The sequence below is a fragment of the Oscillibacter valericigenes genome, assembly GCF_021531435.1.
Classification (GTDB): Bacteria; Bacillota; Clostridia; order Oscillospirales; family Oscillospiraceae; genus Oscillibacter; species Oscillibacter valericigenes_B.
The window spans coordinates 164446-178503 of the sequence record NZ_JAFBIS010000001.1 but is presented as its reverse complement, the minus strand read 5'-3'; the positions used below and the strand labels follow the sequence as shown (position 1 = coordinate 178503).

The following is a 14058-nucleotide window of genomic DNA, read 5'->3' as shown; positions in this document are numbered from 1 at the left end:
TCCGGTATCACACGCTCATTCCCCGGCTTCGGGGGTATCAGAGGGATCAGATGTATCAGTAATATCGGGAATCTCTACCACTTCCGACAGCAGCTTCCGGGCGGCTTCCATATGCTGGCATACCTCCCGCACCCGCTTCTCATGGTAGCACGTCTGCTTGGACAGCCTTTTGACTTTCCCATAACCGGTGTTGATCTCAAGCAAATTATCATCCGATGTCGCCTGAAGGGCGATATTGGCCTCCTTGCACTGGTCGTGCTGCTCTCCGCAGCTCTCCTGGGCTTCCTTGCCGGTATCCTTCCGCAGCTTCATATTGGTCAGGCTGTTCTGCAGCGGGTTGATCTGCTTTGAGCCCATATTATGGGCCGCCTGAGCCTTGCTCAGCGCCTGCTCCGCCAGATCGGCGGCATCCCGGGCATTTCTGGCTTTCGCGGCAGCTTCCTTCCACTTTCCTGCCGCCGCGTCATAGTCCTTCTTGGCCTCGTCTGCCTCCGCCTTTGTGCTGCGCTCATTGTCTTCGGCTTCTTTCAGCCGTTCTTTGCCGATGTCCTCAATCTCCGTCTCGGCGGCCTTACGCGCCTCTTCCAGATTCTTGATCTCATCGTTCAGCTCCGCCAGGTCCTCGCTGTCCTTCACCTGACCCGCCGCGGTATCCAGGGCCTTTTTCGCCTCATTACGAAGTTCAGAGGCAGCTTCCACCGCTTTTCCCGCTTCGCCTGCGGCTAAGGTCTCCTCTTTCTCTTTCAGCGCCTTCTGGAGTTGTGCCTGTGCTTCGTCATTGGCCATCTGAGCAGTATCCAGTTCTTTCTGAGCATCCGCCAGTGTCTGTTCCGCTGCTTCCACAGCGCTCCGGCGCTGTCCTGCTTCACCGTCTTCGGGGCCCTTTTCGATTTTTTCGCTCACGGCTTTTTCTGCCGCCCGCGCTTCCTCTGCTTCCTTTTCAGCGGCTGCCAGTTCCTTCTGAGCTTCTGCAAGTGTCTGTTCCGCTGCTTCCACAGCGCTCCGGCACTGTCCTGCTTCACCGTCTTCGGGGCCCTTTTCGATTTTTTCGCTCACGGCTTTTTCTGCCGCCTGCGCTTCCTCCAGTTCCTTTTGAGCGGCTGCCAGTTCTTTCTGAGCTTCTGCCAGTGCCTGTTCCGCCGCTTCCACAGCGCTCCGGCGCTGTTCTGTTTCGCCGTCTTCTGGGCCCTTTTCGATTTTTTCACTCACGGCTTCTTCTGCCGCCCGCGCTTCCTCCAGTTCCTTTTGGGCGGCTGCCAGTTCCTCTTTTGCCCGTTCCAGCGTGTCTTCTCCGGCTTTACGGACAGCTTCCTCCTTAGCCCGGACCGCGCCTTCACAGGAGCGCCGTTTCTCAACGGCCCGCTCCAACTCATCGCCCTGCTCCTCCTGCCATGACCGCAAGGCAGCCTGATACGCTTTCTGCGCCTCTGCCAGCGCTTGGGAGGCCTTATCAACATCCGCCTGTTTGGACGAAGCCGCATCCTCGCGGGAGCTCCGCTCGGCAGCGGCCCGCTCCAACTCTTCGCCCTGTTCCTCCTGCCACGCCTGCAGCGCAGGCTGATATGCTTTCTGCGCCTCTGCCAGCGCTTGGGAGGCCTTATCAACATCCGCCTGTTTGGACGGGACCGCGCCCTCGCAGGAGCTCCGCTCGGCAGTGGCCCGCTCCAACTCTTCGTTCTGCTCTTCCTGCCACGCCTGCAGCGCAGGCTGATATGCTTTCTGCGCCTCTTCCAGCGCCCGGGATGCCTCATCAACATCCGTCTGCTTGGCCGGGACCGCACCCTCGCAGGAGCGCCGCTTGACAGCGGCCCGCTCCAACTCTTCGCTCTGCTCCTCCTGCCACGCCCGCAGCGCAGTCTGATACGCTTTCTGCGCCTCTGCCAGTGCCCGGGAGTCCTCATCAACATCCGCCTGTTTGGATGCCGCTTCCGCGGCGGCACTCTCCGCTTTTTCCCGGGCATCCTTCACATCCGTTTCGGCCCGGGCGTCTTCCATGGCTTTCTCAAGGGCTGCATTCGCCTCTGCCAGCGCCGCCTCCGCCGCGTCATAGTCAGTCTGTGCCTTTTGCTGCGCGGACCTGGCCTTTTCCACATCCCGCAGGTCAACTGGCAGCCTGTCTTCCAGCTCCGCCTTGGTTTTCTTTGCCTTGCTCAGCTGCGCTTCCAGATCCTCGAGCTTTTTTGCAGGTCCTTCCATCTGCGTCTGGATGTCATCCAGTTCGCCTTTCGCTTTACGCCAAACGGCATCTTTTTCCCGCCAAGCGTTTTCTTTCTCTTTAGAATCCTGCTCCGCCAGACGGGCAGCATCCATTGCCTCGTCGGCAAGCGCCTTTTTCGTCTTGCCGCCTTCGCCGTTGATGCCACTTTTCGCCGTATCCAGCTGCTGGGTCAGGCTTCCGCCCGGCCCCACAGCCGCCCGCAGCTTCGTCAAAATCTCATCCAGTTCGTTGATGAGGGCTGTCGCGTCCTCTTCCGCGAACTCCACGTCCGCCTGGGTCTTGGCGGCCAGTGCCTGACTGTACAGGTCGTTGGCCAGCGCTTTCAGCTCCGCGGGCGTCTTATCCGCGGACTTGGCATTGGTGGGTACCGTCTTGATGTCCTTGGGAATGTTGTCTCCCACCTCGCTCCAGGGGATATCCACGCAGAGCATCTCCCGGTAGCCAAGGGTGGTGGTCTCCACCAAAAGGCCGGACTGGTCCGCCACCAAATCGCCGTAGGTTTTCTTCATCACGGTGCAGCCGGTGAACACATAGGTCCGGGCTACCACGCCCGGGATGAACTGGTCGTGGTTTCTGCTGACGAACAGCAGCACCGGCAACACCAGGTCCGCGCCCAGAGGCAGCGGATCTATGTAATCCACGCCTACATAGCGCTCTATTTCCAGTGTGAAGGGCCGGGAGATGGGCTTGCGCCGCATATGGACGTAGTCGTTTAGACCGCCCTCCTGGATGTAGTCATACTCCAGCTCTCTCGTGAACGCCCGCACACTTTTACAGGGCAGGTCGAACATCAGCTCCACGCGCAGCATGAAATTGAAATTGACCAGTGGGTTTTTCCCTTGGTTCCAAACGACCCAGTTTTGATCTGTAATGCTGGCCATGGCGATGCGCCTCCTTGCCCGTTATTTTCTGCCGAATTCCAGAATGCTCTTTTCCTTTTTCTTCTTCGAGGGATTCAAGCTGCTGTTGATGGCGGAGATCTCCTCACACCACCGGCGGCGGCTGGCATGGTCCAGCGCCAGCACCTCCTCGGAGCTCCAGTGAAAGTAGTAGGAGATGAAGCCCATCTCCCGGTAGAGCTCCTCTTTCGGATACAGCGTTATCCCTCTCGCGTAAAATTTATAGGGACCTCAAAGATCTTGCCGCAGTCCGGGCAGACGGCCCGCATGGTGGGCGGCTCCACGTTGTTGATGCGCTGGTACATATCCTGCAAAAATGCAAGGTCCGCCGTGAAAAGCCGCTCCACAGTGGAGGGCACCACGGCGTCCAGTCCCTCCAGCTCCGTGATGACGGCGGCCAGAACCACGATGGTCAGATAGGAAGGGTTAGACAGCACACGGGGGTCCCGTGTGGCGGCGATCTCGTCTCCGGCGGTAGCCAGACGCATCTTGCCCCGCTTGTGGACGACGCCCTGCTGGTCTACAAAGCCCTTGGGCAGCTCAAAATCATATACAGTCGTCATGCTCTTTTACCTCCCTGTCCGGGGAGGGCGGAATACTCCGCCCTCCCCACGACATATTCACAAAGATCAGTCGGGAATGGTCAGCTCTTCGTAGGCCAGCTCCACGGTCTCGATGGCGACCTCACTGGCGGAGGCGTTCAGGTCGGGACCGGAATACTTGGTGACCCAGGCTTCCTTCAAAATCCAGACGATGTTGTTCTTGACGGTCTCATAGGCGGAGTTGGGAGAACCGTCCCGGATGTCCAGCAGCTCGATGGTAACGGTCTTGCGGGGCATGGCGCCGCGGGTCTCACTGACGCACTCCTGGATCCACTTCTTAAAGCCATTGCCGATGGTGTAGCCCATTTTCAGGGTGATGTTGCCGTGCTTCACCAGACCGGGGATCTTGACGGGAGCCAGGGAGTGGGCGTTGCCCTGGCGGAACTCCACCACGTCCACGCTGGCCTCGATACCGGTGACCTCGCTGAAGGCGGCCATGGAGCCGGCCAGGTCAGGGATGGACACCAGGAAGTTCATTTTAGTCAGCGGATAAGCCATACCCGCGCTGTTCATATCAGTAGCCATATCTTAAATCTCCTTTGTCACGTATTTCGGTTGGATCACTCGGCGCCGCCGGCGGCCTCGGAGGTGAACTGGGTCACGCGGAAGATGACGAACTCGGCGGGACGGCTGGGGGCAATGCCGATCTCGCAGATCAGACGGCCGTTCATGATGTCGTCCCGGCTCATGGTGCTGGGACCGATGTCCACGAAGAAGGCCTCAGCGGGGGACTCACCAGCCAGCATACCGGCGCGGAACATATTCTCCAGGAAGGAGGACACGGTCATCTGGACACGGGCCCACAGAGAGGAGTTGTTGGGCTCGAACACCACCCAGTTTGTAGCGGCCTTGATGGACTGCTCCACATAGATGAACAGGCGGCGGACGTTGACATACTTGAAGCTGGCATTGGAGCTGGCGGTGCGGGCGCCCCAGACACGGATGCCCTGGCCGGGCAGCGCGCGGATCAGGTTGACGCCGGCGGGGTTCAGGATGTCCTGCTCACCGTTGTTGTAGCCCACGGACAGGCCGGTGCACTGGACAACCTCGTTGGCGGGAGCCTTGTGGACGCCGCGGGTCACGTCGGTCCGGGAGTACACGCCGGCCACGGAGCCGGAAGGCGGTACGAAGCCGGGCTTCTTGGTGATGGGGTCGAAGACCTGGACCCAGGGGTGGTACATGGCGGCGTAAGTGGAATCCACGATGCCGCGGTACTCCAGTACGTCATTGACCTTCACCTTGTCCTTGGGAATGTCCAGAATGGCGAAGCGGTTCTGCTGGTTCTCGCAGTGGGCCACCAGGGAGACCACCACCTCAGGGATGGTGACGCCGGGAACAGCGATGATGCTGGCCACGGTGTTCTCGATGAAGGACTGGATGCCGGTGCGCTTGCCGGGGCCCTTGTCATCGCCGATGAAGGTGCCGGCGTTGACCGCTTCCACGGTGCCGTCGCTGCCGCCGGTGAAGGCCAGGGTGCCGGCCAGCTTGCCCTCGCCGAAGATCAGGCTGACGGGGTTGGCGATCTCAGGAGCGGGATCCACATCCTCCACAGCCAGCAGGGCGCTGGCCTTCAGCTTATCGGCCACGTAGTTGGGAGAGGTGGGATTCAGGTTCAGTCCGGTGTAGGCCTCGGTGTCGGCCTCGTAGCGGACGGTGACGTCCATCTCCACGGAGTACAGCACCGCCTTGGGCACCAGGGCGTTATCCACGGGGTCGCCGGCAAAGGCCTGCTCGAAGGTGACGGTATTCTCGAAGATGGCGGAAATGCGGTTCATCTCACCGGCGAACTCCACCAGGTCGCCCTCGGCGAAGCCGGCGGTGCTCTTGGCGGTGTACACCAGGTCGCCTTCCTTGGCGATCAACTGCATCTTCCGCTTGTTGACGGTGGTGAAGCTGACCAGGATGCGGTTGCCCCACTTGCCCTCGTTGGCAGCCCGCAGGGACAGGATGCCGGACTTGGCCGTGGCCACCTTAGCGTCGTCGGGGATGACGCGGGTGACATAGCAGCGGGTGCCGCCGTTGGTGAAGAACTGCTCCACCGCATAGGGCAGGTAGCGGTACTCGCCGTGGGTGTACTCGCTGAGGTAGCCGCCGAACTGCCGCTGGAAGTCGGCGAAGCTGGTAACCAGGGAGGGAGCGCCCACGGTGGGGCCCTTCACCGTCATACCGATGAAGCCCGCGGTACTGGTGCCAACGCCTTCGATGGCACGGGGAGAGGACTCGTACTCCTCCACATAGACGCCGGGAGACAGATACTCAGCCATAATTCTTTCGATTCCGGGAACGTGATCCCGAAACCTTCCTCCTTTCATTGTCGAACGAATTTAGGTGTTTGATTGGTTTATATTTTTGTGGTCGTCTGGCCAGGATTCAAGATGGAAATGGTGCCGCCGTAGGCACAGGTCAGCTTGCCATCGCTGGTGAGGACGGGTTTCCCCGCCACCCGGACCTTTCCGGGACAGACCCAGGCTCCCGCCGGCGCGGGCACGCAGGGCTGGGGCGTCAGTACCCCCAGCGCCGCCGCTGTGGCGGCGGCCACCGTGGGATTTGCCAGGGAGGTGCACATCCCGCAGCTGCCCACGTTGCTCATGGGTGCGCAGTCGGTGATGCTGGCTACGGGCTTTCCGCCCATTCGGATGGTCACTTGGTTGGTGGGATTGATCTGTCCCGGGGAGGTCCCCATGGTGCAGACACAAGTGGCTCCCGCTACAACAGGGATTCCCATGTCAGCCACCCCCCTCTTCCAAATGCGGGTGGGGCTCCTGCCGGAAATCCACCGTTCGGAACCGGGCGGTTCCCTGCACTTCCCACCGGACCAGCCATTTGCAGGCCGTGCCGTCGTCCCGGACCCGGAGGCAGTAGCGGCCGTCGCCGCCGCATGTTCCCATGACCGTAGGACTGATGGGGAAGTAATTTCGGAAGGCTGTCTCCAGCACCCGGTCGGTTTTGATGGTCTGGTCGTCCAGGGTCCGGACGATCTGGAAAGGCTCGTAGCAGCCGTTGTCCGGGTCCACCAGGGCGTACAGCACCCGGTCCAGGGACAGATGATGGGGATTGAACAGCTTCACCAGCCGCTTCCGGGGGTCGAACTCCCGGATGAGGCAGGCGTTGTCTCCCACCCGGACAGCCGACAGGTTTTCAATGCCCGGCAGCGTCCCCTCCAGGGTCTGGAATTCAGCGGCGTCGGGATAACCGGGGCCGGGGATCAGGTGGAGCTCCAATAAGGGAATACCTTTTCCGAGGGCGTCCAAGTCCACCTCCCGCTCCGCCGTCTCATAGGCGGGAGAAGAGATCTCCAACCGAAAGCGTCTCGTTCCAAGGTTCTGAAAAATCAGCATCCCGTCGCCCTTTTCGCCGAAACGGACGGGCTTGCCGTCGATGCGGACCGCCATGCCCCTGCCGGATACGCCTCTGCCGGAGGTGGTGTCCACCAGCCGCAGAGCCAGGTCCAGGCTGTGGGTGAACACCGTTGTTTTTTCCATTTATCCATCCCCCCTTCCGTCCAGCATCCCGATGGTGAATTCCGCTTCCGTGACCCGGGGCGGGTCCACCACGATCTCGCTGGAGAGGAACACCGGCGCCGCCTTGTAGAACAAGCTTACCTGATAGGGCTTGTTGATGGCGGACCAGACGCGGACCTTATCCTCCAGGGAGATCTTTGCCGGAGAGAATATGATGGGCGGTTCCTGGGTCTCCAGCCAGCTTTGCAGCCGCCTGGGGTCCACAGAGTTGCCGTCGTTGATGATCTGCGCCGCCCGGCCCAGAATTTTCTGGGTGTCAGCGGCCTTCAGGCCCATCTGGGAGGAACCGTTGATAAACAGCATGTAGTACAGGCTGTACGGCCTTGGAGGGCGCCGCAGGCGGGTCCGCCCCGTCCCTACCAGGGAGGGAACGGCCACCTCGCCCTCCTCCCGAATGTCGTAGAGGTACAGGCCCAGGATGTAGTCCACGTCCTGTTCCGCCGGGGAGGAAACGGAGATGTTGTTGGGAGATGGGATGGGCTCCGGGCACATCTTCTCCCGGAGGATGCGCACCATGTGCTGGGACACATCCGATATGATGGGATAATCAGCCATTGCATCACTCCTTTCTCTGCCCCGGCCTCAGGCCGCCAGGAACTGCGCGAACAGCTCCTGCGCCTTTGCCAGCACCGCGTCGTCACAGGCGCAGCCCAGTGAGGTCCCGGTGAGGTACAGCGCCTGTACGCCGAACTGGTCGTAGGCGTATTCCTCCGGGATGTGGACGCCCGATTGATAGCGGGCGCTCCGGGTCATCTCCTCCGTCTTTTCCCCATCCCGGTCCCGCAGGACCTTGGTGGAATAGACGGTAAAGCCATAGTAATCGCTGCCCCGGGCCAGCACGCCCAGAGACGCGTTTTTGTTCCAGACATACCGGCGGCCTGTCAAAGCTTGGATGGCCGACAGCGGCACGTATTCGCCGGTGCTGTCCTGCACCCGCTGGAACACCATGGGATTGCCCAGGTTCTTCTGCTCCTGGGCCACGGAAGCAAACCGCTGCGAGGCTGCCCGGCTGCCGGTCTCGTCGCAGTACAGCTGCAGGGCCACCAGCTCGATCAGCGCGTCACTGGCTGCCGCCCGGGTGATGCCCCCGGTGCCCAGCAGCGATGTTCCGCCGCTTCCGGTGCCGCTCCCGGTTCCTGTACCAGTTCCGGTACCTGTGCCGGTACCTGTGCCGGTACCTGTGCCGGTACCTGTGCCGGTACCTGTGCCGGTACCTGTGCCGGTTCCTGTGCCGGTACCTGTGCCGGTTCCTGTGCCGGTACCTGTGCCGGTTCCTGTTACGGTTCCTGTACCCGTGCCGCTTCCGGCGCCTGTACCAGTTCCTGTACCCGTACCAGTTCCTGTACCTGTCCCGGTTCCGCTGCCTGTACCGCTTCCGGTGCCTGTACCAGTCCCGCTGCCGTTTTCCGCCAGATATTCCCTGGCGATCTCCTTCAGCTGAGATGCGGTCAATTCATCCCGCAGGGCATTGGGATTTTCCAGAATAGCCTGCTCAATGGAATCAATGAGGCCCTGGTCGCCGTCGCCCAGCAGCAGCTTGTTGTAGATCTCCTGCATGGCCGGAAGCACCAACTTCGGGTCCGTCGCCAAAAGGCCGGACAGGGCGTCCACCGCATCGGAGGCTGTCTCCATACCCTCTGTTCCGCCATCCGAAATACCGTCCAGCGCATCCTTCTTCAACTGGGCCACCATAGCGCCCAAAGAACCGTCGGACAGGCTGTTTTCCAGGTTGGAAAGCTCCGCCTTGGCAGCGCTCAGCTGGTTTTTCAGGTCCGTGTTCTCCGGGTCCGCGGCCACCTGTGCCTCCAGGTCTTTGATTTTATCCCGGGTCTGGGAGATCTGCGCGGCAGCCTCGGCTTCTATGGCACGAATTTCTTCTTCCACAGCGGCGATCTGCTGCTCCAGCGCCTTGGCGCCGGCCAGGTCATTCTTGTCCAGTGCCGACAGCCGCTGGGTCTGCAAATCCTCTTTCTTGGCGGTCAACTCATCCATGGCGTTGCCGCCGGTAGCCAGTTCCAGCTCCCGGCGCTTTTGCGTCAGGAATGCAATGTGGGAATCCACGGAAGCCTGGCTGGTCTCCGCGAAAGCATCCTGCGGGATGGCGGAGGCATAGCTGCTGTTCGTCAGCTCCAGCCGATGGTCGATAAAGGTCATGCCGCTGGAAGCGTCGATGCGGCTGCACTTGGCTTCAATGAGGAACTCCAGTTCCCCCCGCCGGGTGTTCACTTCGCCCTCGTTCTCGCTGATGAGGCGGTTCAAAATCGCCTGGGAGGATTGCTTTGCCACCTCCGCCCGGTATTCCGCGCTCTCGCCCTGGCTCAATGCTTTCAGGTAGGCGGAACCTGCCTTGGGCAGCAGCGTGTTCTCCAGCAGCGCCAGCTCCCGGGGCCGGTCGGAGATGATGTCGTTCATGATGTTGTCAAGCAGCAGCAGGTTCTGTACATCGGTGTCGCAGGAGGCGTGGTCATCGTTTTCCACATGGCTGATGAGGGCGTTGGAAAACTCGTATTCCGCCTGGCTCATCACCGTGGTGCCCTCGCCGAGCATCTTGCCGCCGTATGTGATGAGTGCATCCTGTATATTGCCCAGGCTCTCCGCCACGGCGCTCATCACCTCCGGCTCGCTCTCCTTCAGCTCCTCCACCTTTCTCTCTTCCTGCCCCTCGTCGTTGATGGTGGTGAAAATCAGTTTTTCCTTGCTGATCTCATCCAATAAGCTGGCCAGCTGCGGCTCCAGAGCAGTGAATACCTCATAACGCCGGGCAGCGTCCACCGCCTCCATCACGCCTGAGACTTTGTCGATCTCCCGGGAGTCTGCTCCGTTTTCCTTCAGCACGTTCAAATACGCCTGCAGACCCGACAGTCTTTCATCCGCTTTCTGAATGGTCTCCGGGGCATCCTCACCGCTGACCGGCGTCTTCCAGATCTCATCGATCCGCTTCGTTACAATGTTTTCCCCTTTGGTCTCCCGTATCTGGTCATACTGCATCTTCAGGGGTGACAGTTCCTCCAAAGACTCCAGATCATAGGGGTCCCGGATATCGAAGATGTTCACCGCTTCTCCCGTCCGCAGGTCATAGGTGATCTTGTCGGACTTGGTGTGGTGGGTAAAGTACAGTGCCTCAATTTCCTCATCCGTAACAGGAGCACCGGAGGTGGTGATGTCCGCCAGAGAGGTTGCGGAGGAGATATTGAACCAAGTATCACCACCCAATTCGGACTTGTAGTAGATCTGGTTCTGACCGGATTCCTCCGCCGACTTTTCCGCGATCTCATAGATGCTGTCCGTCAGAGCGGAGAGGTGAATCAAATGGGTGCCGATGGCCAGGGTGGAGGACTCGATGTCCCGCGCCTTGATGTGGACGGCCCGGCTCTCGTCCCAAAAGCCCTGGGCGTACAGCGTCCCCAGTATCAGGGACCCCGCCAGGAGCACCACCGTCAAGACGGTGAGCCAGCGGCGCATATGCAGTTTTTTCTCCATGGCCGGTCCCTCCTTTCTCATGTCCCGGAAACGGTAGTCACCAGTTCCTGGGTGGATGTGTCAAACCGAATGTCCATCAGTTCCCCGCCGCCGCTGTCGTACAGCTTGGCGGTCACATCCTCCAGGCTGGCGATCAGCAGCGTCAAATAGGTGAAGGACTCCGTGACCGGGCGCTGTTCCGTGGTGTAGATGCCCTGGTCGCCATAGGTCAGCGTATAGGTCGAAGCATTCTCCGCCGCGTTGACGGTCAGCTTCAGCTCCGATACGGAAACGCCGCCCTCCATGGTGGTAGTCACCGCGTAGCTGCCGATGACCCGCTCCGTCTCTGTCTCCGTCTCCTGCCGCTGGATGTCCAGCACGTCCCGGGGAACGGAGGCGTCCACCGTGCACTCGTCCACATAGGTATCGCCGTTGTACAGGCGGATGGTCAGCTCGCTGGTATCCTGATAGTCCAGCGTCAGGTGCCGCAGCTCCGTTCCCACCTGGGTCCGCTCCCCGATCTGGGTCCCGGCGTACCACACCTCAAAACTGTCGATCGCCGGCTCAAAGCCGTCGGGGATGCTGACGCCGATGTAAAACGTCAGGTCCGCCACACTGGTGTAAATGTAATAGTAGGGGTCGTTGATGGGGTCCAGGATCGCGTAGGCGTCGCCGCCCTCGCCGGTGTCCAGCCCCATGCCGGTGCCCTTCAGGTACTTCGTCACGGCGCCGCAGGTCAGCCGGTCGAACTCGCTCAGGGTCACGTTATACTCCTTCAGCGCGTCCAGCGCATCCTGCTGGGCCACCTGATAGGCCTCCTGCTGGTCGGCCACCTCGGTGTAGGTGGCTTTTCCCATCCGGTTCAGCACCAGCAGCCGGTCCAGCGTCTCCCTGGATTCAGATGCCAAACTTTGCAGCGTCTCATAGGTGTTCCAGCCGGTGACGACATTTTCATAGGTGTCCCGCACCTGGCTCCGCAGGTCCTTTTCCAGAGCGTCCTGGTCTTTTTTGGCGTTTCCGTATTCCATACAGGCGGTGTACACGGCGTACATCTCGTCCTCTATATACCGGGTGCCGTCGATCTCGCCCTTGAACCACTCCTTGGTAAAGCTGAAAAACAGAATGCGGATCTTGCCGTTCCAGGGCTTGTCCAGCGCCGCCAGCATCTCCTTGTACTTGAGCTGGAACGCGCCGTAGTCCACATCCATCCCCTGCTTCGCCATGTTGATGTAGTTCTGGATGATGTTCATTTTGGAACCGTATTCGCTGCGCATCAGGCTCTCATAGGATTCCACGTTCAATTTTGCCGTGGAGGTGGCAGCCTTCGCCTCGTAGAAGGACTGGTCATGGTCCAGGGTGTACTGGATCAGGTTCTCCAGCTGTTCACGGGGGATGGAGGCCGTTTTAAAGGGGTTTGCGAAGGTATATCCCACGGTGACGTCCACGCCTATCAGCTCGGAGAGCTTCGTCTTGGCGTTCTCAAACTCACGAAGCTGTGTGGACAAGCTTTTCGCCAGCGTATCCACCGACTTTTGCGCCCTATCCACATCGCTCTGGGTGGCCTTTCCAGTGCGCAGGCCCGCCTGGTTCCGCTCCAGCTGTGTCTTTGCGTCATCCAGACGGTCCTGGGTAAACGCTGTGGTCTCCTGCAGCAGGTAGACCTCAAAATACTGCTGGTTGGCTTTGTGGGTGATCTCATATTTCAAATCATCCAGACCATGTCTCAGCGTGTCGATCTCCGTCTGGATGGTCAGCGGCTTCACATTCAAATCGTACTCTTCGGTCAAATCCAGCTGCTGGGGGAATTTGAAGCTCAGCAGCGGGCTCCACCGGAAGCTGCGCAGGTTCTTCACCTTGGCCCGGATACCTTCCACAGCCTCCACATACTTCATCTGCTTCAAAATGATCTGGTTGTTCTGCTTGCTGATGTCGCTGCTGGAGCTGATAGCCATGCGCTGCGCCTGCTCCAGACTGAAGGTGCGGGAATTCAGGGCCGCCTGGGTATCCGCGGTCATGGTGGGCCCCACCAGCGCGGCGCACAGCAGCAGCGCGCTCAGCCGGATCAGCTGCCGTTTGATCGTTTCGCGTCGGATAGGCCCCCGCCCCCTTTCCCGGTTCCATGCCTTTCTCAGGCTTTTTCAATGGCGTACATCACGAACTCGGACTCACCCGCGCCCGTGAAATAGAAGGTATACAGCAGTCCGTTCTGCTCGAACGTATACAGGTACATCTGGAAATCCCGGTCATAATCCGAGACGGAAAACACATTCTCAAAGCTGGCGGTGGATTCGATCCGTACCGGACTCATGCGGTCCGGCTGTTCCTCTGCCGCCAGGTCCCAGGCCACCGCCTCCGGCAGGTCCACCCAGGCGGTGCCGAAATACAGCGGCTCGCCCATGGAGGCCATCAGCTGGCGGAGAGTGGTGCAGGTGCCGCTCTCCAGGGGCACGCTGCTGTGCAGCACATACACCCGGTCCACGGTCCACTCGTTTTCCAGGGTGTTGCTCCCGTCCTTCACGGCGTACACCGCGTCGATCTCCGGCATGGTAACGCAATACTCTTCATTGCTCTGATACACTGCCGTCTCGCCGCTGTAAAGTTCCGGTACTTCACTGGTTGGCCGGGTCAGGAAGTCGTGATAGACGATCTCTCCGCCCAGGAAACCGCCCTGGAACACCTTGCTCCCCACGCTGTTGTACAGCGTGCCGCTTCCGGTGCGGACGCCGGCCACATAGTCGCCGCTGTATTCCAGCACGCCGTTGGGCCGGTAACTGCTGCCGGTGCCGTTGTACTCGTTGTCGGTGAAGCTCCCCACGTATTTCGGGCCGCCGTTGGGGTAATACAGGGTCCCCTCGCCGTTGTACATACTGTTTTCAAACTGCCCCTCATAGACGGTGCTGCCGTCGGCGGCATACAGCGTTCCCTGGCCGGAGGCCGCGCCGCCGTCCACCTCGCCGGTGTAGGCGACATGTCCGTCTTTCGCCAGGATGTTCACCGTGCCCGTGTGGAATTTCAGCGGGACAGCCCGATACTTGTAGGTGGGAATTCCCCCACTGTCTTTCGTGAAATTATCCGGCAGCATTTTGGTTATGTACAGCACTGACACAAGTCCCAGCGCCACGACCAGCGCAAATGCTAACCGCTTGCTGACCAGCCAGCGGAAGATGGGATAGTAGTCCCGCTTGTCCCGGGGCCGGACATCCACCAGCTTTGAGAAGAACTCCCGAACCTTGATCAGGACCTTAGAGCGGAGGAACGCCGGAGAGGTCCACATCCGCAGCTTGATCCACAGCGGCATGATCTTGGCTCTGGCCGCCGAGAACAGCATATTCAGCAGATTTTTCACGTTCCTCACCTCC

General features: G+C 60.3%; 11 protein-coding genes. All 11 read right to left on the bottom strand.

Features of this window, described 5'->3' with window-relative positions:
* Positions 1-15: 15 nt before the first annotated feature.
* The gene (locus JQM68_RS00745) at positions 16-3099 is read right to left on the bottom strand and encodes a hypothetical protein (RefSeq protein ID WP_235221001.1); all 3084 of its coding nucleotides are present in this window, start codon (positions 3097-3099) and stop codon (positions 16-18) included.
* Between the two features lie 21 nt (positions 3100-3120).
* Positions 3121-3285, bottom strand: coding sequence for a DUF6760 family protein (locus JQM68_RS00740; RefSeq protein ID WP_235221000.1), 165 nt, complete (start codon positions 3283-3285; stop codon positions 3121-3123).
* 32 nt (positions 3286-3317) lie between these two features.
* Positions 3318-3680, bottom strand: a complete 363-nt coding sequence (locus tag JQM68_RS00735; RefSeq protein ID WP_235220999.1) for a phage tail assembly protein — start codon at positions 3678-3680, stop codon at positions 3318-3320.
* Between the two features lie 66 nt (positions 3681-3746).
* Entirely contained in the window at positions 3747-4244 is a 498-nt protein-coding gene (locus tag JQM68_RS00730) for a phage tail protein (protein ID WP_235220998.1), read from the bottom strand.
* 35 nt (positions 4245-4279) lie between these two features.
* Positions 4280-5983 (bottom strand): phage tail sheath family protein, encoded by a 1704-nt coding sequence (locus JQM68_RS00725; protein WP_235220997.1) that lies wholly within the window; start codon positions 5981-5983, stop codon positions 4280-4282.
* A gap of 77 nt (positions 5984-6060) precedes the next feature.
* A complete protein-coding gene (locus tag JQM68_RS00720; protein ID WP_235220996.1) occupies positions 6061-6444 on the bottom strand; it encodes a DUF4280 domain-containing protein in 384 nt (127 codons plus the stop codon).
* A gap of 1 nt (position 6445) precedes the next feature.
* Positions 6446-7201 carry a hypothetical protein gene (locus JQM68_RS00715; RefSeq protein WP_235220995.1) on the bottom strand — a complete coding sequence of 252 codons (756 nt, stop codon included), beginning with the start codon at positions 7199-7201 and terminating at the stop codon, positions 6446-6448.
* Positions 7202-7795: a Pvc16 family protein gene (locus JQM68_RS00710; protein WP_235220994.1), complete on the bottom strand. Its 594-nt coding sequence runs from the start codon at positions 7793-7795 to the stop codon at positions 7202-7204.
* Positions 7796-7822: 27 nt separating this feature from the next.
* Entirely contained in the window at positions 7823-10720 is a 2898-nt protein-coding gene (locus JQM68_RS00705) for a hypothetical protein (protein ID WP_235220993.1), read from the bottom strand.
* A 17-nt stretch (positions 10721-10737) separates the two neighbouring features.
* Positions 10738-12714: a TolC family protein gene (locus JQM68_RS00700; protein ID WP_235220992.1), complete on the bottom strand. Its 1977-nt coding sequence runs from the start codon at positions 12712-12714 to the stop codon at positions 10738-10740.
* A gap of 113 nt (positions 12715-12827) precedes the next feature.
* Positions 12828-14045: an MORN repeat-containing protein gene (locus tag JQM68_RS00695; RefSeq protein WP_235220991.1), complete on the bottom strand. Its 1218-nt coding sequence runs from the start codon at positions 14043-14045 to the stop codon at positions 12828-12830.
* Between the last annotated feature and the right edge of the window lie 13 nt (positions 14046-14058).

What these genes read in the sequence shown, in the direction of transcription:
- JQM68_RS00745 (WP_235221001.1), bottom strand. Translation starts at nt 3,099, where the DNA reads ATGGCCAGCATTACAGATCAAAACTGGGTCGTTTGGAACCAAGGGAAA.
- JQM68_RS00700 (WP_235220992.1), bottom strand. Translation starts at nt 12,714, where the DNA reads ATGACCGCGGATACCCAGGCGGCCCTGAATTCCCGCACCTTCAGTCTG.
- JQM68_RS00730 (WP_235220998.1), bottom strand. Translation starts at nt 4,244, where the DNA reads ATGGCTACTGATATGAACAGCGCGGGTATGGCTTATCCGCTGACTAAA.
- JQM68_RS00715 (WP_235220995.1), bottom strand. Translation starts at nt 7,201, where the DNA reads ATGGAAAAAACAACGGTGTTCACCCACAGCCTGGACCTGGCTCTGCGG.
- JQM68_RS00720 (WP_235220996.1), bottom strand. Translation starts at nt 6,444, where the DNA reads ATGGGAATCCCTGTTGTAGCGGGAGCCACTTGTGTCTGCACCATGGGG.
- JQM68_RS00710 (WP_235220994.1), bottom strand. Translation starts at nt 7,795, where the DNA reads ATGGCTGATTATCCCATCATATCGGATGTGTCCCAGCACATGGTGCGC.
- JQM68_RS00725 (WP_235220997.1), bottom strand. Translation starts at nt 5,983, where the DNA reads ATGGCTGAGTATCTGTCTCCCGGCGTCTATGTGGAGGAGTACGAGTCC.
- JQM68_RS00740 (WP_235221000.1), bottom strand. Translation starts at nt 3,285, where the DNA reads ATGGGCTTCATCTCCTACTACTTTCACTGGAGCTCCGAGGAGGTGCTG.
- JQM68_RS00705 (WP_235220993.1), bottom strand. Translation starts at nt 10,720, where the DNA reads ATGGAGAAAAAACTGCATATGCGCCGCTGGCTCACCGTCTTGACGGTG.
- JQM68_RS00735 (WP_235220999.1), bottom strand. Translation starts at nt 3,680, where the DNA reads ATGACGACTGTATATGATTTTGAGCTGCCCAAGGGCTTTGTAGACCAG.